Origin of the sequence: Pseudokordiimonas caeni (assembly GCF_026719705.1) — a bacterium.
Classification (GTDB): Bacteria; Pseudomonadota; Alphaproteobacteria; order Sphingomonadales; family Kordiimonadaceae; genus Gimibacter; species Gimibacter caeni.
This window is the reverse complement of record NZ_JAPPRR010000001.1, coordinates 1,047,759-1,070,178: the sequence shown is the minus strand read 5'-3', so window position 1 is coordinate 1,070,178 and position 22,420 is coordinate 1,047,759. Positions and strand designations below refer to the sequence as shown.

Sequence of the window (22,420 nt, the reverse complement as noted above, 5' to 3'; positions counted from 1 at the left end):
AAGGCTCAGGTCAGTGCGGCCTTCAGCGCAGCGCTGACCTTTTCCATCAGGATTTCGGGCTTCGACAGGTCTTTGAAGCCGAACTTGGCGTAAAGCGCATGCATGTCGGCTGTGGCCAGAAGCTGGCGGCGCTGGTCGGCGAGATCGGGGTGGGCCAGCAGTGTCGCCACCATCCATTCGCCCAGCCCCTGCCCGCGTGCCTCAGTTGCCAGAAAGACATCAGCAAGATAGGCAAAGGTCGCGCGGTCGGTGATGGCGCGCGCCGCACCAACCTGCCGAAGCCCCGACACCGCCTTTTCATAAAGGCCGACGGACAGGGAATTGAGGAAAGCTCTGGTCAGCTTTTCCAGCGCGATGCCTTTGCACCAGTAGGCTTCCTCGGCATACCAGGGATGCATGCGGGCGAAATCGAGATCGGCAGGATCGAAGCTCAGAACATAGGGAAGCGAGGGATGATCCACCCGTGATGGCAGTGTCATGCCTTCTTCTCCCAGCCGCCGCGCTCGCCCTGCTGCCAATAGCTCATCTCCGCCCCCATATCCTTGAAGGTCTTCCACTGGGCACGGGCCTTTTCAACGATGGCCATGTCGCGGCCATCGAACATGTAAAGGCAGCGGTCAAAGCCGAGCTCCGCCGGCGGATCGACAGCATCAACCAGCACCAGCACGCTCGCGCCGTTCGGCACCTCGTCACCGGTTGTCAGGTAAAATGGCTGCTGGTCTGCATGCTTGCAGCCTTCCTTGTCGTGCGCGAGGAAGCTGCCGGGATCATAATCCCAGAGCACCTTGTCGAGCGTATCGAGGTGCGTTCTCCCTGGCACCTTGATAACGGCGCGGAGACCCGCTTCCTGCACGCGCTCCATCAGCTTCGGAAGGGCTTCCTCAAGCGTCTGGCGCTGCAGGTGATAGAAGCGGATCTCCGCCATATGCGTCAGCCTTCGTAATAGTCCGCGACGAAGCGGTCCAGAAGGCGCACGCCGTAGCCCGTACCACCCTTCTCGGCGAGCGGCAGGTCCTTGTCAGACCAGACGGTCCCGGCGATATCGATATGGGCCCAGGGCACATCGTTCGTGAAACGCTTCAGGAACTGGGCCGCAGTGATCGAGCCGGCCGCGCGGCCACCGATGTTTTTCATGTCGGCGGTCGGGCAGTTGATCAGCTTGTCGTAATTGTCGTGAAGCGGCAGGCGCCACGTCTTGTCACCCGTTGCATAACCGGCTTTCGAAAGCTGGTCTGCAAGCTCGTCGGACGACGAGAAGACGCCGGCATGTTCGTTGCCGAGCGAAATGATGATGGCGCCCGTGAGGGTCGCAAGATCGATCATGAAGCGTGGCTTGAAGCGGTCTTGGGTGTACCACATGGCATCACACAGAACGAGACGGCCCTCGGCATCGGTGTTCAGCACTTCAATCGTCTGGCCGGACATGGAGGTGACCACATCACCGGGGCGCTGCGCGTCACCCGACGGCATGTTCTCGACAAGGCCGACAACCGCGACAACATTCACTTTCGCCTTGCGGCCGGCGAGCGCTTTCATGAGGCCCACAACGGTGCCGGCGCCGCCCATGTCCCACTTCATCTGCTCCATGCCTTCGCCGGGCTTCAGCGAGATGCCGCCGGTGTCGAAGGTCACACCCTTGCCGATGAAGGAAATCGGCTGCTCATCTTTTTTGCCGCCGTTCCAGCGCATGACAACAAGTTGCGATTCCTTGACCGAGCCCTGCCCCACCGCGAGAAGCGCATTCATGCCAAGCTTCTGCATCTCGGCTTCGCCCAGTATCTCGACCTCGACGCCAAGCGAGGACAGTTCCTTGATGCGATCAGCAAACGATTCCGGATACAGGATATTCGCGGGTTCAGATACAAGATCACGCGTCAGGAACACGCCATCGATCACCTTGGCGCGCGCCTCGAAGCGGGCAGCGGCATCGCTGTCCTTCGTTGCAACAACAATCGTTTTCAGCGTCGGCTTCTTGGCCTCGGGTTCCTTGGTGCGGTACTTGTCGAAACGGTAGCTGCGCAGCGCAGCGCCTTCGGCCAGTGCCACGGGGCACATGGCCGCAATCTCGACAATCGCCGTCGCGGTATCACTGCCACTCATGGCGAGGGCTGCGGTGATGGTGCCGCCGAGTTCCACCTTGTCGGCTTCCGTCAGCTTGTCAGTTTCGCCAAGCCCCACGAGCAGGACGCGGTCCGCGTCAAGGCCAGCGGGCGCTACGACGTCAAGCGTCGCACCCTTGGCGCCTTCAAAGCGGCCAAGCTTGATCGCCCTGGCGAGCTGGCCACCCGATGCCTTGTCCGCCTCGGCGGCGAGACCAGCGAGGCCTTTATCCTTTTCCACGAAAAACACCACGGCACCGGATTTGGGCATGGCGACTGTTTCGAATCTGACTTGCATGAATTCCTCGTCCCGATTGTCGGTTGGCCCGGCATCCGTGCGGCGGCAATGGCCACCGGCCAAGGCTGGACACCCTGTTCTGGTGCCGGGAGACAGGTTACTAGATGCCCCCAAAGCCACGTCTTGGCAAGGGCATGGCATCGCCCTTTTCACCTTCACTGCCAAAAAAGCCACATTTTACCGCTGTGGTGGCGCCCTCGCTTCGCTTCTTCATTGCAGCGACAGCATCAAGCCGGTATCACCAAAGCGAATATTGCCTGACTATCACGGATCGTCCCCTTGCCTGCCATCCGCAAAGCTTTCTCAAGATCGGCCCTTGCCGCCAGCCTTCTGGCGGGCAGCATGCTCAGCCCTGCAGCCCATGCCCAGGAAAAAGGCGAGGTGGAACTGAGCGCCGATCTCCTGACCTATGATGCCGACACGGGCGAGGCCCGCGCCCTTGGCCGCGTGAAACTTGTGCATGACGGCATGGTGCTGGAGGCCGGTGAAATCCGCTACAGCGAGAAAACCGGCGAGGCGAGCGCGCACGGTGCCGTGACACTGACCATGAAGGATGGCAACCGGATCGTCGCGCCGCAGATCGAACTGACCGACAATCTGAAACGTGCCTTTGTCGAAGATATCCGCCTCCTGCTGGCGGACGGCGCGCAGGTTGCGGCCAAAAGCGCTATGCACGACGAGAATACCGGCCGCACCGAGCTGGATCTCGCCGTCTTCAGCCCCTGCAAGGTGTGCGAAGGCGACAGCCGCCCGCCGCTTTGGCAGATCAAGGCTGTGGAAGTCGTCCATGATGCCGGCAAGAAGCGCCTCACCTACCGCGACGCCCGGCTTGAAGTGTTGGGTGTGCCGGTCCTCTGGACCCCCTATTTCTCGCATCCGGATCCTGAGCAGAAGCGCGCCAGTGGCCTCCTGCCGCCGGACCTGAAAACCACCAAGGAACTCGGCGTTGTTGCCGCGTTTCCCTATTATCAGGTTTTCAACCCCAGCATCGATGCGACCCTGACGCCGATCCTCACCTCGAAAGAAGGTGTGATCCTCGCCGGCGAATATCGCCAGCATGTCGGTATCGGCCAGTATGAAATCAGCGGTAGCGCCACGCCTGCCAACGATTATGACGAAAACGGCGTAGATACAGGCGAAAACACCGTGCGCGGTCACTTCTCGTCCGAAGGCCGTTTCCAGCACGACAGCAACTGGCGTTCGACCTACCAGATCAACTGGGCGTCGGACGATACGTATCTTCGCCGCTACGACTTCTCGAAAGTCGATACGCTGATCAGCGACTATAACTTTGAAGGCTTCTTCGGACGCTCCTATGTGGGCGCCAGTGCTATGGCCTTTCAGGGCCTTCGACAGGAAGACATTTCGGGCAAGACCGGCTTCGTGCTGCCCCTCCTGCAGGCGGAATATGTGACCGACGCAGTGCCGATCGGCGGCACGGTCAGCCTGAAGGCCAATGCGCTGATGCTGCACCGGACGGACGGGCTGGATACCAACCGCCTGTCGATTTCCGGTAACTGGCGCCGCCGCTGGATTGCTGACAGCGGTTTTGTCTTCGATGCCGACGCCCTGATCCGGGGCGACGCCTATTATATCACCGACGCCAACGAGCCCGACGACCCCGAGTTTGGCGGCGACGGCGGCACCACCTTCCGCGGCCTTTCGCGGATCACCGGCAGCGCCACCTATCCGCTGGTACGTTACGGCGCCAATGGCACACATGTGCTGGAGCCGATCCTTGAGGTGACGCTGTCGCCTGCGCGCGGCTCCCCGCTTGATCTGGTGAATGAGGACAGCCGTGCGTTCGAACTGAACGAGCTGAACATCTTTTCGGCTGAGCGGGCCTCGGGCTACGATCTCTGGGAAGAAGGTTCACGCGTCACCGCCGGCCTGCGCTGGCGCTATGAAAGCAGCGACTGGCTGAGCCACGTCCTTGTGGGTCAGGCCTACCGGATCACCGGGGACGGCTCCGAGTTTGACGATGGCACCGGCCTTGAGGGCGATGTGTCGGACATCGTGGTACGCACCCTTGTCAGCTACAAGGACTGGCTGGATATCCAGCATGCCTTCCGCATGGATGAAAGCTCGCTGGCGCTTCGCCGCAATGAAGTGAGCCTGCGCGTTGGTGGCACAAAAAGCGCCATCACGCTTGGATATCTCAACCTCGACCGGGGCCTGGCCCAGTTCGAGCTTGACGACCGTGAGGACCGCGAGGAACTGCGTGCCACCGCGCATTATGGGATAACGGATGAATGGCGGCTTTATGGCTCGATCATCCAGAACCTCACAAATGGCTGGGACGGGGTCGAATATGACATCGGCCTCGGCTACCGTGACGAATGTGTGGAATTCTCCACCACGGTCAGGAAAACCTACACGCGGGACCGCGATATCGACCCCGGCACCTCGATCCTGTTCCGGCTGAAGCTGAAGAATTTGGGCTAGTCGTGCCATCGGAAACCGACTACAAGGTCAGTCGTTAAAGGGCGGGAAGAAAGACTTCGATGACGGTAAAGAATACAGGGAAGCGTATGACAACCTCTTTCAAAAGCTGGAAGAACGGCATTCTGGCACTTGCAGGGTGCCTGTGCGCCATCCAGCCAGTGGCTGCCCAGCAGGCGCTGAACAGCGTTGAGGTTCTGGTCAATGACGAGCCCATCACTTCCTTCGATATCGACCAGCGCCTGCGCCTCGTGATCGCGATTTCCGGCGGCATCCGTACCGAAGAGGAATTCCTGCGGGTGCGCGAGCAGGTCATCCGCTCGATGGTCGACGAAAAGCTTGAAATCCAGGAAGCCAAACAGTTCGAGCTGGAAATCAGCGACGCCGAGCTTGAAAGCTATTTCGCCCGCCGCTCGCAGGGCATGGGCCAGACCCCGGAACAGTTCGAGCAGGCCCTCGCCAACATCGGCTCCAGCAAGAAAACGATGATGGAACAGATGGAAGCCGAAATCGTCTGGTCCCGCCTCGTGCAGGGCCGCATGGGCTCCTTTGTGAGTGTGTCCGACGAAGAAGTCGAGGCCACCATCAAGCGCATCTACGATAACAAGGGCAAGTTCGAACTCCGTCTTGGCGAGATCGTGCTTCTTGTCGACTCGCCCGAACAGGAAGCGAGCGTGAAAGCGAACGCCGAGGAACTTGTCTCGCGTATCCGCGGCGGCGCTTCCTTCCCCGAAATCGCCCAGCAGCTTTCAGCATCATCCTCGGCCGCCGTCGGGGGCGATCTTGGCTGGTTGACTGCCGACGACCTGGACAGGTATCAGTCCGCCGCCATTGAAAACATCGGTGTCGGTGAAGTCGCTGACCCGGTGCGCACCGCCGGTGGCTATCTCATTCTGGCCCTGCGCGACCGCCGCCGTGTGCTGACCGCCGATCCGCTCGACGCGCAGGTCAGCCTGCGCCAGATCGGCCTCAGCCAGGAAAAGCTCGCAGACGCCGATGCGGTTGCCCGCTTTGAACTCATCGCGAACAATCTGCACAAGGAGGATACCTCCTGCGGGGCGGTTTCCCGCTATGTGGACGAATCCGGCGCCGACATGCCGCCGGAGGTTGGCCTCCTGCGCATTCGGGACCTGCAACCGGACGTGCGCGGCGAAGTCGAGAAGCTCGAGATCGGTGATGCCACGACCCTGCAGAAGATGCCGGATGGCTGGCGCGTCCTCCTGCTTTGCGACCGCCGCGAGCCGGAAGTGCAGGAGCCCGAGTTCGATGCGATCTATGACCAGATCGAACAGCAGCGCCTGTCCATGATGGCCCGCCGCTATCTCCGCGACATCCGCCGCAAATCGATCATCGACTACCGGTGACCCTTTGAAAGCCGCCCTGCCGCTTGCCATCACCATGGGGGAGCCCGCGGGGGTGGGGCCGGAACTTGTGGTGCGCCTTTGGAAGGACCGCAAGCCCCTCGCCCTGCCCGCCTTTGTGTTCATCGGCTGCAAATCCGCGCTTCTCGCTCATGACAGCGACCTTCCTGTTACCGAAATTGAAGACGCGGCTGAAGCCACAGCTGTTTTTGACAAGGCCATCCCGGTGTTGAAAGCGGGCCCTGCCCTGAAGAATGTCACGCCCGGCGTGATTGACCCGGCAAGTGCCCCTATCGTTATCGCAGCCATCGACAAGGCTGTTGAACTGGCCTCAGAAGGCAAGGTTGCAGGCGTCGTCACCTGCCCGATCCAGAAATCGGCGCTCTATGCCGCCGGCTTCACTGCCCCCGGCCACACCGAATATCTGGCTGAACGGCTCGACCTACCCGCATCGGACGCTGTGATGATGCTCGCCACCGAAGGGCTCAGGGTCATCCCGGTAACGATCCACATGGCGCTGAAAGACGTTCCCGCAAAGCTGACGAGCGCGGCCATCGTGCATGCAGGCCTCACCGCCGCGCATGACCTGAAGGCACGCTTCGGCATTGATGCGCCTCGCATTGCCATTGCAGCCCTCAACCCGCACGCGGGTGAAGGGGGCGCGCTTGGCATTGAGGAAGGCACCCATATCCAGCCCGCCATCTGGGCGCTCGAGGATGCAGGCATTGCCGTCAGCGGACCTCATGCAGCAGACACGATGTTCCATGCGGACGCCCGCGCAGCCTATGACGTTGCCCTTTGCATGTATCACGATCAGGCTCTGGTACCGCTGAAGACGCTCGATTTCTATGGCGGGGTCAATATCACGCTCGGCCTGCCGATCATCCGCACCTCGCCCGATCACGGGACGGCGCTGAGCCTTGCCGGCACCGGCAAGGCCCGCACCGACAGCATGCTTGCCGCCATCCGCGAAGCCGCCGCGATGGCCGCACGGGAGGCCGTGAATGGCTGACGCCCTGCCCCCCTTGCGTGAGGTCATCAACAAGTATGAACTGCGCGCCAAAAAGTCGTTCGGGCAGAACTTCCTTCTGGACCTTAACCTCACAGGGCGCATCGCGCGAGTGGCGGGTGATCTTTCAAACTCAGTCGTCTATGAGGTCGGCCCCGGCCCCGGCGGCCTGACCCGCGCCCTTCTCACCGAAGGCGCCAAGCGCGTGGTGGCGGTGGAGATGGACCGGCGCTGCCTGCCTGCCCTTGCTGACATCAGCGACGCCTTCGACGGCCGCCTGACGGTGATCGAAGGCGATGCGATGACAATCGACGAACCGGCGGCGCTCGCAGCCGTCCCCGGCGAAGATATCCATATCGCCTCGAACCTTCCCTATAACGTCGGCACCATGCTGCTGATCCGCTGGCTGACGCAGGAAACCTGGCCGCCCTTCTACAAGTCGCTGACGCTGATGTTCCAGCGCGAGGTGGCGGAACGGATCGTGGCGGCCCCCGGCAGCAAGGCCTATGGGCGCCTTTCGGTGCTGGCGCAGTGGCGTGGCAAGGCACGGATCGCCTTCAATGTGCCGGCAGCCGCCTTCACGCCGCCCCCGAAGGTGACAAGTGCGATCATCCATTATGTGCCGGGCGAGCCCATCGACCCGGGCGTGAAGCTCGCGGACCTTGAACTGGTGGTAGAACGCGCCTTCAACCAGCGCCGCAAGATGCTGCGCGCCAGCCTCAAGGGCTTGGCGGTACCACCTGAACCGCTTCTGGAAGCCGCAGGGATCGACCCCACGGCACGCGCCGAAACGCTGAGCGTTGCCGACTTTGTGCGCCTGACGAAAATCTATTCCGAGATGAAAGCCGCGCGCTAATCAGCGCTTGCGGCCTTCTTCCATCAGTTCGCGGGCAAAGTCCGACAGGCCGATGCGGCGACGGCGCTTCAGGCGCTCGGCTTCCAGGATATGCACAAGCTTCTGGAACGTGGCGTCGACATTGTCGTTCACCAGCACATAGTCATATTCCGACCAGTGGCTGATCTCGTCCGCCGAGCGCGCCATGCGCTTCTCGACTACAGCGTCGCTATCCTGTGCGCGGCTGCGCAGGCGCTTTTCAAGGTCGCCAATCGACGGCGGCAGGATGAAGACACGCACGAGATCGTCCGCCGCACTTTCCGCCAGCTGCTGGGTGCCCTGCCAGTCGATATCGAAAATGATGTCCTTGCCGTTTTTCAGGGCCTCCATCACCGGGCCGCGCGGCGTGCCGTAGCGGTTATCGAACACGTTTGCATGCTCAAGGAATTCGCCATTGTCGACCATGTCCTTGAAGCGGTCGTGGCTGATGAAATAATAGTCCTTCCCATGCACCTCTCCGGGGCGCGCTTCCCGTGTAGTGGCCGAAACCGAGCTGACAATCTGCGGATCATTCTCCAACAGACGCCGCGTCAGGGTCGTTTTCCCCGCACCCGAAGGCGACGAAAGGACAAGCATCACGCCACGACGTTTTTCAAGATTTTTCAGCGACATATTTATATTATCTCATCATGTACATTAATTATTCGATATTCTGAATCTGTTCGCGGAACTGGTCGATCACGGTTTTCAGCTCAACGCCCACACGGGTCAGTGCCGTGTCCCCGGATTTGGAACAAAGCGTGTTGGCTTCGCGGTTGAATTCCTGACAGAGGAAATCGAGCCGGCGGCCTACCGGGCCTTCATCCGCCATCAGCCGGCGGGCTTCCTCGATATGGCTGGCCAGCCTGTCGAGTTCCTCGCGGATATCAGCCTTTACGGCAAGAAGGACAATCTCCTGCGCCAGCCGTTCGTCCGCGACCGGCTTTTCACCGCCAAGCATCTTTTCAACCTGCGCCTTGAAGCGGGCCACCATCTGCTCTGTCCGGTCGTTTGCCAGTGTTTCAGCCTCGCCCGTCAGGCGCGTGATATCGTCCAACTGGGCAGCCAGCACTGTCGCGAGCCGGCCACCCTCGTCCCGGCGCGCCTCCACAAGCGCTTTGAGCGCCTCATCAACGCTCGCCAGCACCGCATTCCCGAGCGCATCAAGCGTATCGCTGTCCGGGGCTTCATCAGCAAAATCGATCACCCCGCGCACCATCAGCAAACCATCCAGCCGCGCTGGCGCCATCCCCTTGGTACCGTCATATCGGCCGGCAAGCGCCACAAGTGCCGCCAGGCGTTCCTCGTTGATCGAGAAACCTTCCGCCGCCTCACCGCGATCAAGATTGATATTCACAAAGAGCGTGCCGCGCTTCAGCATCAGACCCGCACGGCGTTTCAGTTCGATATCAATGGAATCAAGCGTGCCCGGCAGTTTGACGCGGACCTCAAGCCCCTTGGCATTGACGCTTTTTGCCTCCACGACCCAGCGGTAGCCAAGGCCTTCGCCGCTGGCGCGGGCAAATCCTGTCATGCTCATCAGGTTCATGGGGTCACTCCATCATGGGATAGCGGGGCACTATACCGGCTTGGGCCATACAGAAAAGCGAAAACGGCTTACCGCTGGCTCAGCCGCCGCCACGCAGCCACATTCTTCAAATGCTCATTGTGGGTGCGGGCAAAGGCATGCCCGCCCGTACCATCAGCCACAAAATAGAGATAGTCGACGGGAGCAGGATCCAGCACCGCCTTGATTGCCTCTCGCCCCGGATTGGCGATGGGAGTGGGCGGCAAGCCCTTGATCACATAGGTATTATAGGAATTGTCTGCGGCAAGATCGCTTTTGCGGATCGGCCGACCGAGCGGCTGGCCGCCGTTGACGCCATAAACAACAGTGGGGTCCGATTGCAGGCGCATCCCCTTCTTCAATCGGTTGACGAAAACCGCGGCAACCAAAGGCCGCTCGCTCGCCACGCCCGTCTCCTTCTCGACGATGGAGGCAAGAATCAAGGCTTCTTCCGGGCTTTTGAACGGCAGGCCCGGCGCGCGAACTTCCCACGCCTCCTTCAGGAAGGCCGCTTGCGCTGCTTGCATCCGGGCAACAAGCGCCTTCGCCGTGTTGCCGCGCTCGTAAAACCATGTATCGGGCTGCAAACTGCCCTCGGCAGGCTCGGTGAGCCCTTCAAGCTCGAGCCCGAAGGCATCCTTGAGAAGCGACACGACCTGCGCGCTTGAAAGGCCTTCAGGTACCGCCACGCGGCGTTTGAACGTGTCGCCGTCGCGCATCGTCGCCAGATGGTCAATGAGCTTTGTGCCCGGCTTCAGCTCATATTCGCCGGCTTTCAACTGCCGCTCGATCCCCATCACACCGGCAACGAGCACAATGTTGCGCACCTGCCAGCTACGGGCAGCGTCGGCACTGAGATATGCGGCACGCAACACACCCTGGCCGGGCGCCAGATAGACATATTCATTCTGGGTGTTGGCCGAGGGCAGCATCATCACGCGCGAAAGCGCGGCGCCAAGCACGCCACCGACGATGACGAGAAATAGGACCAGAAAGCCTGCAAGCCGCAGAAGCTTCAGAAACATCCGTACTTTCCCGAAAGGAAGACACGCCGCGAGGGTTCATGGTCCTCGCGGCGTGTTCTGATTGGATCAGTCGCCTTCGTAGGCGCGCACGATGATCGAGGCGTTGGTGCCACCAAAGCCGAACGAGTTCGACAGCGCGACCTTCACCTTTTTCTCCTGCGCCGTGTGCGGCACCAGGTTGATGCCCGTGCACGATTCGGCCGGGTTGTCGAGGTTCAGGGTCGGCGGAACGACACCCTTGTTGATCGCCTGGATCGAGAAGATGGCTTCCACGGCACCGGCGGCCCCCAGAAGGTGGCCAATGGCCGACTTGGTGGAGGACATGGCAACCTTGGACGCCGCATCGCCCAGCAGGCGCTTCACAGCGCCAAACTCGATCTCGTCGCCAAGCGGCGTCGAGGTACCATGGGCGTTGATATAATCGATATCGCCCGCTGCAATGCCGGCGCGCTTGATTGCGGCTTCCATGGCGCGGTAACCGCCCGATCCATCAGGGGCCGGGGCCGTGACGTGATAACCGTCACCGGACATGCCATAGCCGATCACTTCGCCGTAAATCTTGGCGCCGCGCTTCTTGGCATGTTCAAGCTCTTCAAGGACAACCACACCGGCGCCCTCGCCCATCACGAAGCCGTCACGGTCCTGATCCCAGGGGCGCGATGCCTTTTCAGGCGTATCATTGAATGCGGTGGCCAGCGCACGGGCCTGGCTGAAACCGGCATAAGCGATGGCGCAAACAGATGCCTCTGCGCCGCCCGCAATCATGACGTCGGCGTCATCAAGTGCGATCAGGCGGGCCGCGTCGCCAATGGCGTGCGTGCCGGTCGCACAGGCGGTCACCACCGAATGGTTCGGGCCCTTGAAACCGTATTTGATCGACAGGTTGCCGGACACGAGATTGATGATCGAACCAGCGATAAAGTGCGGGCTCACCTTGCGGTGGCCGCGCTCGTTGAGGATGAGCGAGGTTTCGGCGATCCACTGCAGGCCGCCGATGCCGGCACCGATCATCACGCCGGTGCGGATCTTTTCCTCTTCGCTCGGTTCAGTCCAGCCAGCATCTTCGACCGCCTGGGTCGCGGCGGCCATGCCGTAAAGAATGAAAGGATCGACGCGGCGCTGGTCTTTGGGCGCCATCCAGTCGTCCGGGTTGAAGGTGCGGCCCGTACCGTCGCCGTGCACCACTTCGCAACCGATCTGGCAAGGAAGATCGGTCACTTCAAACTTGGTGATCCGGGTGGCTGCCGATTTGCCTGCAACGAGGCTTTCCCAAGTTTTTTCAACACCGGTCGCCAGCGGCGACACCATGCCCATACCGGTTACAACGACACGTCTCATCTGAATTCCCTCAAATCCTGATGCGCCTTAAATCTGGTGGGGCCCACCATAGCGCAGAAACAAAAAAGGCAACAGCCTAACCCGTTCGGCCCGGCTGTTGCCTCTTTCAAACCTGATCAGCGTCAAGCGTTGGCGCTGATGAAATCGATCGCGTCCTTGACGGTCTGGATTTTCTCGGCAGCGTCGTCCGGAATCTCGATGCCGAACTCTTCTTCAAACGCCATGACCAGTTCGACGGTGTCGAGGCTGTCAGCGCCAAGATCATCGATGAAGCTGGCGGTATCGGTTACTTTGTCTTCGTCCACACCCAGGTGCTCAACGACGATCTTTTTCACCTTTTCGGCGATTTCGCTCATGTTTCATTTCCTCAGTTTCTAACACCGATTTGGGTCGGCCCGGACCATGATAGCCCATGCTTTCCCTATATGGCACCCTGTCCCTTAACTTCAAGACAGCGGCGGTTTCCTGCCGTTTGACGCCGTACCGGGCTGCTCGTAACACAGTTTCCCGGGTTTGAGAAGCGCGAGTTGGCGAAATCACGGCACTGGGATCAGGCCTCAGCCAGACCCCTTCAGATCATTGCCATCCCGCCGTTCACATGCAGCGTCTGGCCCGTCACATAACCAGCCTCAAGGCTCGAAAGATAGAGGACGGCAGCAGCGATATCCTCGGGCGTGCCGAGGGTGCCCGCCGGGATGCCGTCGGTAATGGCTTTTTTCTGGTCGTCATTCAGCGCGTCGGTCATCGGCGTCACGATGAAGCCGGGCGCCACGCAATTGACCGTGATGCCACGGCTTGCCACTTCCTGCGCCAGCGACTTGGACATGCCGATAAGGCCTGCTTTCGACGCCGCATAGTTGCACTGGCCCGGGTTGCCGGTCACACCCACGACCGAGGTGATATTGATGATACGGCCGAAGCGCGCCTTCATCATCGGGCGCAGCATGGCCTTGGACAGGCGAAACGCGGATTCGAGGTTCACCTGCATCACGCTGTCCCAGTCATCGTCTTTCATCCGCATGGCAAGGCCGTCGCGGGTGATGCCGGCATTGTTCACAAGGATGTCGACACCGCCCATCGCTTCCTGCGCGGAGGCAGCAAGCGCATCAACGCTTGCGCGGTCCGAAAGATTGGCCGGAATCACATGAACACGATCACCGAGTTTGGCTTTCAGCTCTTCAAGCTTCTCGGCACGCGTGCCGGAAATGGCGACTTCGGCACCGGCCGCGTGAAGAGCTGCGGCAATCGCTTCACCGATCCCGCCGGTGGCGCCCGTTACAAGGGCCTTCTTGCCCGTCAGATCAAACATTCCTGTTCCTTTCCCAGGGTTCAAAGCGTTGCCGCAAAGGCTTCGATGTCGGCCGGTTCCTGCAGATTAACCGTCGCCAGATCCTTGTCGATCCGCTTCACGAGGCCGGTCAGCACCTTGCCGGCGCCGACTTCCACAACGTCAGTCACGCCAAGCGAGCGCAGCGAGGCCATGGATTCGCGCCAGCGCACCGCACCCGTAATCTGTTCCACCAGCAGGTTGCGAATGCCGGATGGCTCGCTGATGGGGGCGGCGAGCACGTTGGCAATCACCGGCACCGAAGGACGTTCGATGGCAACATCCGCGAGCGCCGCTGCCATTTCGTCGGCCGCCGGCTTCATCAGCGGGCAATGGAAGGGGGCGGACACGGGCAGCAGAAGGCCGCGCTTGGCGCCTTTTGCCTTGGCAATCTCGATGCCGCGCTCAACGGCTGCCTTGTGGCCCGAAATCACGATCTGACCGTCGGCGTTATCGTTAGCCGCAACCACGACCTCGCCCGCGGCGGCCTCGGCGCACACGGCTTTCACAGTGTCCAGGTCAAGGCCGAGGATCGCGGCCATCGCGCCCTCTCCCACCGGCACGGCGCGCTGCATGGCCTGCCCGCGCAGCTTCAGGAGGCGGGCCGTATCGGCAAGCGTGAAGGCACCGGCGGCTGCGAGTGCGGAATATTCGCCAAGGCTGTGGCCAGCCACATGGCTCGCGATCGTATCGACCTTCTTGCCGCCAACTTCGAGGACGCGGATAACCGCCATCGAAACGGCCATCAGGGCGGGCTGTGTATTTTCGGTGAGCTTCAGATCGTCCTCGCTACCCTCCCATATCAGGGCCGACAGCTTCTGGCCGAGCGCGTCATCCACTTCTTCGAAAACGAGACGGGCGGCAGGTTCAGCGTCGGCGAGCGCTTTGCCCATGCCGATGAACTGGCTGCCCTGACCCGGAAAGACGAGTGCGCGTGTCATATTCATCCCCTCGAAATGCCGTTACGGAACGCTGGCCGTTCGGCGCTGGTATCGGGCCGGAGTGCCACAGGCCGGCAGAGCCTTGCAAGCCTTTTGGCAGAAATCTCGGGATTCCGCCGATCCGGGGTTGATTCCCCTAGCCCCCGAGAGTATAGAGGCGCGTCCCGATTCCTCTACTTCGCAAGTTCGGGGCATATTGCAAGAAAGCTGGAGGTGTCAGTCATTGTGGCTGGCAAGCGATCAGCAAAAGGAGTGAGACATGGCTTTTTACGAGCATGTTTTCATTGCGCGGCAAGATGTTAGCGCCGCCCAAGTGGAAAGCATGACCGCCGATTTCTCGAAAATTGTCGAGGACAACGGCGGCAAGGTCACCAAGAATGAATATTGGGGCCTCAAGAATCTGCAGTACCGCATCAAGAAAAACCGTAAGGGTCACTATGTGCTCCTTAACCTCGACGCACCCCACAAGGCAATTGCCGAACTGGAGCGTCAGGCGCGCCTGCATGAAGACGTCATCCGTTACATGACCATCCGCGTCGACGCCCTCGAAGAAGGCCAGTCGGTCGTTCTGCGCACCAAAGCCGACAAAGAACGTCGTGGCCCGCGTGAAGGCGGCCGTGACTTCGACGGCCCCCGTGGTCCGCGCGAAGATCGTGGTCCCCGTGAAGACCGTGGCGGCCGTGAAGGCCGTGGTGAGAAAAGGGAGCAATTCTGATGGCCGCTGTACGTCGTCCGTTTTTCCGTCGCCGCAAGAGCTGCCCGTTCTCCGGCGAGAATGCCCAGACCATCGACTATAAAGACGTGAAACTTCTCCAGAAGTACGTCTCCGAGCGGGGCAAGATCGTTCCGAGCCGCATCACCGCGGTTTCGGCCAAGAAACAGCGTGAACTCGCCAAGGCCATCAAGCGCGCCCGTCAAATCGCGCTGCTGCCCTTCGTGGTTCAGTAAGCACCAGAGGAGCAGATACGATGCAAGTGATTCTCCTCGAGCGCGTTGAAAAGCTGGGCCAGATGGGCCAGATCGTCACCGTGAAGGACGGCTTCGCCCGTAACTTCCTGCTGCCGCAGAAAAAAGCGCTCCGCGCCACTGCTGCCAACAAGAAGTTCTACGAAGCCCAGAAAGCTCAGCTCGAAGCTGACAACCTTGCTCGCCGCAAGGAAGCCGAAGCTGCCGCTGCCGGCATGGGTGACCTCAAGGTCGTCATGATCCGCGCTGCCGGCGAATCCGGCCAGCTTTACGGTTCGGTTTCGAGCCGCGACATCGCAGAAGCCGTTGCTGACGCCGGTGGCAAGATCAACCGTAACCAGGTTGTTCTCGACCGCGCGATCAAGACGATCGGCCTGCATGAAGTTGCAATCCGCCTGCATGCTGAAGTCAGCGTGAAAGTGGTTGTCAACATCGCTCGCTCGGCTGACGAAGCTGACGTCCAGTTCTCGACCGGTTCGGCTGTTGTCGCTTCCGACGACTTCGACGACGAGGAAGCTTACGAAGAGGCCTTCGAAGAAGAAGCCGCTGAAGAAGCTGCCACCGAAGAAGGCGAAGAAACCGAAGCCTGAGGCTGACCGGTTTCCACCGAAATTGAAGAAAGGCGGTCTTCGGGCCGCCTTTTCTTTTTGTGCCGGGCTCAAGTTATCCCCATAGTTACCCACCTGTGGATTGAATAACGGGGGCAAGCTGAAAATAGCGGTATCACTCCCCTTGCCCCGCCGCTAAGGTGCCCACCACACAAACGAGCGGCGATGGGATCAGCCTTCGGAACCGGCATCATTGGTTTCCTTCCCGAAACACCGCACTACTGGCTTGGGGAGGGCCCTTACTGGGAGCATGGAAGTTCTTCGTACCACGCGCGCATCCGACAACGAGAATGAGACAGGTGTGAGCTACCGGCAGCCACCGCACAACCTGGAGGCCGAGCAAGCCCTGTTGGGGGCCATTCTCGTCAACAACGAAGCAGCGCAGAAGGTGCAGGACTTCCTGCTCCCAGACCATTTTTACGAGCCGGTCCACGGCCGCATCTATCAGGCCATCCTGAAGTTGATGGACAAGAACCAGATCGCCGATCCGGTGAAGCTGAAACCCTATTTCGAGCATGACGAGGCACTCGCCGACGTGGGCGGTGCCCAGTATCTGGTGCGCCTTGCCGCTTCTGCCGCCACCATCATCAATGCTGAGGATTACGGCCGTACGATCTATGACCTCGCCACCCGGCGCGCGCTCATCCAGATCGGTGAGCAGATGGTGATCGACGCCTATGACGCCGAAGTAGACGCCGAGGCGACGGAACAGATCGCCGAGGCCGAAAAGCGCCTTTTCGATCTCGCCGAGCTCGGACAAGCCGAATCCGGCTCGCAACCCTTCTACCGCGCGCTCCAGAAAGCCGTGGAGAATATCAAAAGCGCCTATCAGGACCCGGACAGCCTTTCGGGTGTCACCACGGGCCTCCACAAGCTCAACGAGCAGATCGGCGGCCTTCACAATTCGGACCTTGTGATCCTCGCCGGCCGCCCCGCCATGGGGAAAACCGCGCTTGCCACCAACATCGCCTTCAATGCCGCCAAACGGTATGCGGACGACAAGGTGGCCGGCATGGACATGGCCCGATCAAAGGGCGCCGTTGTTGGTTTCTTCAGCCTTGAGATGTCGGCCGACCAATTGGCAGCCCGTGTGCTTTCAGACCGCGCGAACCTGCATTATCAGGGCCATGACACGATCCAGTCGCACGCCATGCGACAAGGCAAACTCACGAAAGAGCAGTTCGAGGCCATCGCCCGCGCCGCGATCGAGCTTGAAGACGTGCCCCTGTTCATTGATGACACCCCGGCCCTTTCAATCGCCGGCCTCAGGACCCGCGCGCGCCGCCTGAAGCGTCAGCATAATCTCGGCCTTGTGGTTGTCGATTACCTGCAGCTCCTGCGCGGCACGGCCAAGGGCGGCGGCGAAAGCCGCGTGCAGGAGGTGTCAGAAATTACCCGTGGCCTGAAGGCACTTGCCAAGGAACTGCATGTGCCGGTCATTGCCCTGTCGCAGCTGTCGCGTACCGTCGAAAGTCGCGAGAACAAGCGGCCGATGCTATCGGATCTTCGGGAATCCGGCTCGATCGAGCAGGACGCCGATATGGTGATGTTCGTGTTCCGCGAGGAATATTACAAGGAGAAGGACAAGCCGTCCGAATCCGACCAGGAAAAGATGCTGCAATGGCGCGCCGAGATGGAGCAGCTCTACGGTCGCGCCGAATGTATCATCGGCAAACAGCGTCACGGCCCCGTGGGCACCGTTCACCTGCGCTTCGACAAGGAAGTCACCCGCTTTAGCGACCTTGTTGACGAAGACCATCTGCCGGATCGGTTTGAGTAGGGTTGGAAGCCAATTCAGGCATGGTTCGTCACCCCGGACCTGATCCGGGGTCCATGTCAGATGCAAGTGCCGCTGGATGCCGGGTCAGGCCCGGCATGACGAATGGACTCAAAACCCCATCATGTTGCGGGTGGATTTAGGCAGGCGCACGATCAAGCCGTCCAGATCGTCTGTCAGTTCCACCTGACAGCCGAGCCGCGAGGTAGAAGTGAGCCCGGGCGCGAGGTCGAGCATTTCTTCTTCCTCATGGCAAGCCTCCGGCAGTTTGCCGTACCAGGCCTTGTCGATGATCATGTGGCAGGTCGAGCAGGCCATGTTGCCCTCGCACGCGCCTTCCACCTCAAGCCCTGCCCCTTGCGCCACCTTCAAGAGCGTGTCGCCCGCCTCGCCAGCGGCCTCAAACATGCTGTTATCCGGACGGATGAAGGTGAGGCGGATCATAGGCGGTCTTTCAGCTTCGCGATGGTGTTGATGAGTGTTTCAGTGGCGAAATCCACTTCCTCGTCGGTCGTGAAACGGCCAATGCCGATGCGGAGCGCGGCCTTGGCCTCCGCCCCCGTCCGCCCGATGGCAGCCAGCACATAGGAAGGCCCGCTGACAGCAGACGCGCACGCCGCGCCCGAGGAAAGCGCGAGCGGTGAAAGCTCTGCCAGCAGCAGGTCGCCGTCCACCCCCGGCACACTGAGATTGAGGTTCCCGACCCAGCGCTCGTTCGGGTGGCCGTTCAGGATCAGGTCCGGCAGGGCCTCCCAGAGCCGCCCTTTCAGACGCGCCATCAGGGTTGAAAGCCGGCCTTCTTCCTGCGCCATTTCTTCCGCTGCGATCGCCGCCGCCTTGCCAAAGCCCGCAACCAGCGCCGGCGCCTGCGTGCCGGAGCGATAGCCGCCCTCCTGCCCGCCCCCGGACATGAAGGGCTGCAGAGCCACGCGGCGTTCGTCCCGGCGGTACAGCGCGCCAACGCCTTTGGGGCCATATATCTTGTGCCCGGAAAGGCTCATCAGGTCGATGCCGAGCACATCGACATCCAGCGGGATCTTGCCGAAGGCTTGCGCTGCATCCGTATGGAAGATGGCGCCGTGGCGCTTGGCGATTGCGCCGATTTCCCTCAAGGGCTGGATCACGCCAATCTCGTTATTCACCGCCATGACGCTCACGAGCGCCGTGCGCTCGCTGACCGCAGCTTCAAGCTCGTCCATCCGTACACGGCCGTCACTGTCGACGCCAATAACAGTAAGCTCGGCGCCGTGACGCGCACACCAGGCCGCACTTTCAAGCACGCACTTATGCTCGGTCGCGACCGTCACGAGGCCGGGGCGCTTGTGCCCCCAGGCTTCCATCACACCCTTGAGGGCCATGTTGTTGGCTTCAGTGGCACCCGAGGTGAAGATGATTTCTTTCTCGTCTGCGCCGATAAGGCCGGCCACCTGCCCGCGCGCTACATCGAGCGCGGCTTCGCCTTCCCAGCCATAGCGGTGGGTGGCCGAATGCGGATTGCCGAAACGGCCGGTCAGATAGGGCATCACGGCGGCCAGCACGCGCTCGTCCATCGGCGTTGTCGCCTGATAGTCGAGATACACCGGCTGCTTCATGCCGCCAGCCCCACGGTGCGGTCGTAAAGTGCTTTCCAGGCATCGATGGCCCGGTCGATATCCTCGTCCGTCGTGCCGTAACCGAGCGACACGCGGATCGAGCATTCAGCGTCCGCCGCCGGTTCTCCCATGGCACCAAGCACATGGCTGACCTTCACCTTGCCGGACGAACAGGCCGAACCAGAGGAAATGCAGACGCCAGCGAGGTCGAAATGCATCACCTGCGTTTCGCCGCGCACGCCAGGCATGATGATGCAGCTGGTGTTCGGCAGCCGGTCAGCCGTCGCCCCGACCACACGGGCGAGATTGCCATGGGTGGCAACAGCCGCCTCAAACCTGTCACGCAGGGCCTTCAATCGGGGCATGTCACCCAGTCCGTCCATCGCAGCAAGGGCTGCCACCCCGAAGCCGACGATACCGGCCACATTTTCGGTGCCCGAACGGCGCCCCAGTTCCTGCCCGCCGCCGGCGATGAGGGGGGCGAGCGGCGCGGTCGGCGCGCAGACAATGGCGCCCACGCCTTGCGGCCCGCCGATCTTGTGGGCGGAAAGGGTGAGATAATCAACACCAAGCGCCTTGAAATCGATATCGATCTTGCCCGCCGCCTGCACCGCATCGGTATGGACACGCGCCCCCGTCGCCTTGGCAAGGCTTGCTACCTCCGCCACCAGCTGCAGCGTGCCAACCTCGTTATTCGCGAGCATCACGGAAACAAGCGCAGGCTTCGGCGCGTCCGCCAAAAGCTTTTCAAGGGACGTGAGGTCTACCCGGCCATCGGCTGCAACGGGCAGGCTGAACACCGGCACGCCGGCGAGTTTTGCCGCCGCCAGCACGCAATCATGCTCGACTGCCGAGACGATCAGGCTTTTCGCGCCTGTCATGCGGATCACCGCATTTGAAGATTCAGTGCCGCCCCCGGTGAAGACCACATCGCGGGCGCGGGCATTCACAAGGGCCGCCACCTGCGTGCGGGCGGCCTCCACCCGGCGGCGCGCTTCGCGGCCTGCCTGATGCACGGACGACGGGTTGCCGACATGCGCCATCGATTCGGCCATTGCCGAGATCACCTCGGGCCGGATCGGTGCTGTCGCGTTATAATCAAGATAGGCCAAGCTCTTCATACGCTTCAAATAGGGGCAATCCGTGGGCCGTTCAACGCAATTTTGGGTGACACGAGCCACCATGCTTGCAGCGGGGGCTACAGATTCGCTATAGGGTAAGGCAACAAGCCGCATCCCGCACAAGCTCTTATTCGAAGTCGAGAATATGCCCGAGATTATTTTCAACGGTCCGGCCGGTCGCCTTGAAGGCCGCTACCAGCCCGGCAAGTCCGACACCGCCCCGGTTGCCCTGATCCTGCATCCGCATCCGCAATATGGCGGCACCATGGACAACAAGGCCACCTACTATCTGTATCATGCCTTTGCGCATCGCGGTTTCGCGACCCTGCGTTTCAACTTCCGTGGCGTTGGCCGCAGCCAGGGCGAGTTCGACCAGGGCAACGGCGAGCTTTCGGATGCCGCGTCGGCGCTTGACTGGCTGCAGTCGATGAACGCGAACTCGACCGGCACCTGGATCGCCGGGATTTCGTTCGGCGCCTGGATCGCCATGCAGCTCCTGATGCGCCGCCCTGAAATTCAGGGCTTCATCTCGGTTGCGCCGCCGGCGAACCTTTATGATTTCTCGTTCCTCGCACCCTGCCCCTCGTCGGGCCTGATCGTGCAGGCGGAAGACGACGACCTCGTCACGCCGATCTCGATCGTGAAGCTCGTTGAAAAGCTGAAAGCGCAGAAATCGATCACCATCGACCATGAGACCATCAAGGGCGCCAACCATTTCTTCGAGAATGAACTGGCCCAGTTGATGACCTCGGTGAACAATTACCTGACGAAGCGGCTGACCAGCGGACGCTGAAACCAGCGCACAGGCACTAAACGAAAACCCCGGCTTTCGCCGGGGTTTTTCTTTGTCAGCGGATCGTATGCGGCTCGTGATAGACGCCGCCCGGCGTCGGCGCATTGCAGCCGGTGGTGGACGGCAGGCTGAGCGGCAGGCCGCGCAGCGACCGCACCGCAAGGAAGGCGAAGGCCTCGGCCTCCAGCGCCCCGCCACGCCAGCCCAGCACTTCCACAGGGTCAACCGTTACCGGCATGCGGCGGCGCAGGCGGCGCATCAGCGTGGTGTTCAGGCGCCCGCCCCCGCAGATATACCAGGCATCCGGCGGCGACGGAAAATGGCTCTGCGAGGAGACGATCGTTTCCACCACGAAATCAGTGAGCGTGGATGCGCCGTCCTCAACCGACAGCCCTCGCACCGTCTGGATATTGAAATCATCCCGGTCCAGCGTCTTCGGCGGCATTTCATCGAAGAAGGGCGACGCCATGAGGCCGGAGAGCACTTCATCATGCGTCAGCCCGCGAGAGGCCAGCGCGCCGTCCTCATCGAAAGGCTTGCCAGTGTGCAGCATCGTCCAGTCATCGAGCATGGCGTTGCCCGGCCCTGTGTCGAACGCCATGATGGCGGGGGCGTCGGGGTTTTCTGCGAAGGATACCCACGTCACGTTCGCCACACCGCCCAGATTGAGGATCGCGACCGTCTGTTGGCGGCGTTCGCGTGACAGGAGGGCCGCATGATAGAGCGGCACCAAGGGGGCGCCCTGCCCGCCCGCATCCATGTCTGCGGTGCGGAAATCATTCACAACCGGAATGCCGGTGCGCCCGGCGAGCCGCCCGCCGTCGCCGATCTGCCATGTCCAGCCACGCTCGGGCCGGTGGGTCAGCGTCTGGCCGTGGAAGCCGATCACGTCGATCTGGCTCGGGTGCAGGTTATTGACCGAGAGAAGATCAAAAACCGCCTCGGCATGAAGGTCAGTCAACTCGCGCTCCAGCATCGCAAGGCCGGGTGCTGAAATATCCTTTGTCTGCGAGGTCGCAGCCACACTCAGCCCGTCGCGCAGGCGCGAGCGCACGGCGTTTGAATAGGGTTTGATCAGCGAAGGGCCAAGGCGTTCAACGCGGACACCATCCGTATAGACAAGCGCCGCATCGATCCCGTCCATCGAGGTGCCGCTCATCAGACCGACGGCCATTTTGATTTCCGCCGGTTCACCGAAAAATGTCATGACTGAAGAACTCCCCGAGGACACGCCGAATATGCGGCTAAAACCTTTGCCTTTCCGCCACCCTATGCTACATCA

Annotated in this window: 23 protein-coding genes; 9 read left to right on the top strand and 14 right to left on the bottom strand. The window is 61.3% G+C overall.

Annotated features, from left to right (window positions below; translation table 11 throughout):
• Positions 1-5: 5 nt before the first annotated feature.
• From OU694_RS04840 to OU694_RS04830, 3 genes are read right to left on the bottom strand one after another with little or no spacing between them, the layout of a single operon-like run.
• A complete protein-coding gene (locus OU694_RS04840; RefSeq protein ID WP_308909846.1) occupies positions 6-479 on the bottom strand; it encodes a GNAT family N-acetyltransferase in 474 nt (157 codons plus the stop codon).
• Positions 476-925, bottom strand: a complete 450-nt coding sequence (locus OU694_RS04835; RefSeq protein WP_308909845.1) for a DNA polymerase III subunit chi — start codon at positions 923-925, stop codon at positions 476-478. The genes OU694_RS04840 and OU694_RS04835 overlap by 4 nt, the downstream gene beginning before the upstream one ends.
• 5 nt (positions 926-930) lie before the next feature.
• Positions 931-2,397, bottom strand: coding sequence for a leucyl aminopeptidase (locus OU694_RS04830; RefSeq protein WP_308909844.1), 1,467 nt, complete (start codon positions 2,395-2,397; stop codon positions 931-933).
• Positions 2,398-2,676: 279 nt separating this feature from the next.
• Here OU694_RS04830 and OU694_RS04825 point away from each other — a divergent pair, with 279 nt between their 5' ends.
• The 4 genes from OU694_RS04825 (at position 2,677) to rsmA (ending at position 8,065) form a co-directional block, all read left to right on the top strand.
• The gene (locus tag OU694_RS04825; protein ID WP_308909843.1) at positions 2,677-4,842 is read left to right on the top strand and encodes an LPS-assembly protein LptD; all 2,166 of its coding nucleotides are present in this window, start codon (positions 2,677-2,679) and stop codon (positions 4,840-4,842) included.
• Between the two features lie 86 nt (positions 4,843-4,928).
• On the top strand, positions 4,929-6,203 hold the full coding sequence (locus tag OU694_RS04820) for a peptidylprolyl isomerase (RefSeq protein WP_308909842.1): 1,275 nt from the start codon (positions 4,929-4,931) through the stop codon (positions 6,201-6,203).
• A 4-nt stretch (positions 6,204-6,207) separates the two neighbouring features.
• Entirely contained in the window at positions 6,208-7,212 is a 1,005-nt protein-coding gene (gene pdxA / locus OU694_RS04815; protein ID WP_308909841.1) for a 4-hydroxythreonine-4-phosphate dehydrogenase PdxA, read from the top strand.
• Positions 7,205-8,065 (top strand): 16S rRNA (adenine(1518)-N(6)/adenine(1519)-N(6))-dimethyltransferase RsmA, encoded by an 861-nt coding sequence (gene rsmA / locus OU694_RS04810; RefSeq protein WP_308909840.1) that lies wholly within the window; start codon positions 7,205-7,207, stop codon positions 8,063-8,065. Before pdxA ends, rsmA begins: the two co-directional genes overlap by 8 nt.
• Here the strand turns inward: rsmA and gmk are convergent, their stop codons facing one another.
• The 7 genes from gmk to fabD form a co-directional block, all read right to left on the bottom strand.
• Positions 8,066-8,716: a guanylate kinase gene (gene gmk / locus OU694_RS04805; protein ID WP_308909839.1), complete on the bottom strand. Its 651-nt coding sequence runs from the start codon at positions 8,714-8,716 to the stop codon at positions 8,066-8,068.
• Between the two features lie 28 nt (positions 8,717-8,744).
• Positions 8,745-9,632: a YicC/YloC family endoribonuclease gene (locus OU694_RS04800; protein ID WP_308909838.1), complete on the bottom strand. Its 888-nt coding sequence runs from the start codon at positions 9,630-9,632 to the stop codon at positions 8,745-8,747.
• A 68-nt stretch (positions 9,633-9,700) separates the two neighbouring features.
• Positions 9,701-10,675, bottom strand: coding sequence for an endolytic transglycosylase MltG (mltG, locus tag OU694_RS04795; RefSeq protein WP_308909837.1), 975 nt, complete (start codon positions 10,673-10,675; stop codon positions 9,701-9,703).
• A 66-nt stretch (positions 10,676-10,741) separates the two neighbouring features.
• Complete coding sequence (gene fabF, locus OU694_RS04790; protein WP_308909836.1) at positions 10,742-12,013, bottom strand: beta-ketoacyl-ACP synthase II; 1,272 nt, start codon at positions 12,011-12,013, stop codon at positions 10,742-10,744.
• Between the two features lie 122 nt (positions 12,014-12,135).
• Positions 12,136-12,369 (bottom strand): acyl carrier protein, encoded by a 234-nt coding sequence (locus OU694_RS04785; protein WP_308909835.1) that lies wholly within the window; start codon positions 12,367-12,369, stop codon positions 12,136-12,138.
• 215 nt (positions 12,370-12,584) lie between these two features.
• A complete protein-coding gene (fabG, locus tag OU694_RS04780) occupies positions 12,585-13,322 on the bottom strand; it encodes a 3-oxoacyl-ACP reductase FabG (RefSeq protein ID WP_308909834.1) in 738 nt (245 codons plus the stop codon).
• A gap of 20 nt (positions 13,323-13,342) precedes the next feature.
• Positions 13,343-14,281, bottom strand: coding sequence for an ACP S-malonyltransferase (fabD, locus tag OU694_RS04775; RefSeq protein WP_308909833.1), 939 nt, complete (start codon positions 14,279-14,281; stop codon positions 13,343-13,345).
• Between the two features lie 259 nt (positions 14,282-14,540).
• Between fabD and rpsF the strand changes: the two genes are divergently transcribed.
• From rpsF to OU694_RS04755, 4 genes are all read left to right on the top strand, one after another.
• On the top strand, positions 14,541-14,996 hold the full coding sequence (rpsF, locus tag OU694_RS04770) for a 30S ribosomal protein S6 (RefSeq protein ID WP_308909832.1): 456 nt from the start codon (positions 14,541-14,543) through the stop codon (positions 14,994-14,996).
• On the top strand, positions 14,996-15,229 hold the full coding sequence (rpsR, locus tag OU694_RS04765; RefSeq protein ID WP_308909831.1) for a 30S ribosomal protein S18: 234 nt from the start codon (positions 14,996-14,998) through the stop codon (positions 15,227-15,229). Before rpsF ends, rpsR begins: the two co-directional genes overlap by 1 nt.
• A gap of 20 nt (positions 15,230-15,249) precedes the next feature.
• Positions 15,250-15,837, top strand: coding sequence for a 50S ribosomal protein L9 (gene rplI / locus OU694_RS04760; protein WP_308909830.1), 588 nt, complete (start codon positions 15,250-15,252; stop codon positions 15,835-15,837).
• 268 nt (positions 15,838-16,105) lie between these two features.
• Entirely contained in the window at positions 16,106-17,635 is a 1,530-nt protein-coding gene (locus OU694_RS04755) for a replicative DNA helicase (RefSeq protein WP_308909829.1), read from the top strand.
• A 108-nt stretch (positions 17,636-17,743) separates the two neighbouring features.
• Here the strand turns inward: OU694_RS04755 and OU694_RS04750 are convergent, their stop codons facing one another.
• Genes OU694_RS04750 through OU694_RS04740 form a run of 3 tightly spaced genes read right to left on the bottom strand, consistent with a single transcriptional unit; the run spans position 17,744 to position 20,345 of the window.
• Entirely contained in the window at positions 17,744-18,076 is a 333-nt protein-coding gene (locus tag OU694_RS04750; RefSeq protein WP_308909827.1) for a 2Fe-2S iron-sulfur cluster-binding protein, read from the bottom strand.
• Positions 18,073-19,224, bottom strand: coding sequence for a cysteine desulfurase family protein (locus tag OU694_RS04745; protein ID WP_308909826.1), 1,152 nt, complete (start codon positions 19,222-19,224; stop codon positions 18,073-18,075). The genes OU694_RS04750 and OU694_RS04745 overlap by 4 nt, the downstream gene beginning before the upstream one ends.
• Positions 19,221-20,345, bottom strand: coding sequence for a cysteine desulfurase family protein (locus tag OU694_RS04740; RefSeq protein ID WP_308910599.1), 1,125 nt, complete (start codon positions 20,343-20,345; stop codon positions 19,221-19,223). Before OU694_RS04740 ends, OU694_RS04745 begins: the two co-directional genes overlap by 4 nt.
• A gap of 145 nt (positions 20,346-20,490) precedes the next feature.
• Here OU694_RS04740 and OU694_RS04735 point away from each other — a divergent pair, with 145 nt between their 5' ends.
• The gene (locus OU694_RS04735) at positions 20,491-21,138 is read left to right on the top strand and encodes an alpha/beta hydrolase (RefSeq protein WP_289502189.1); all 648 of its coding nucleotides are present in this window, start codon (positions 20,491-20,493) and stop codon (positions 21,136-21,138) included.
• Positions 21,139-21,193: 55 nt separating this feature from the next.
• Here the strand turns inward: OU694_RS04735 and OU694_RS04730 are convergent, their stop codons facing one another.
• Positions 21,194-22,345 (bottom strand): anhydro-N-acetylmuramic acid kinase, encoded by a 1,152-nt coding sequence (locus OU694_RS04730; protein WP_308909825.1) that lies wholly within the window; start codon positions 22,343-22,345, stop codon positions 21,194-21,196.
• Positions 22,346-22,420 lie beyond the last annotated feature (75 nt).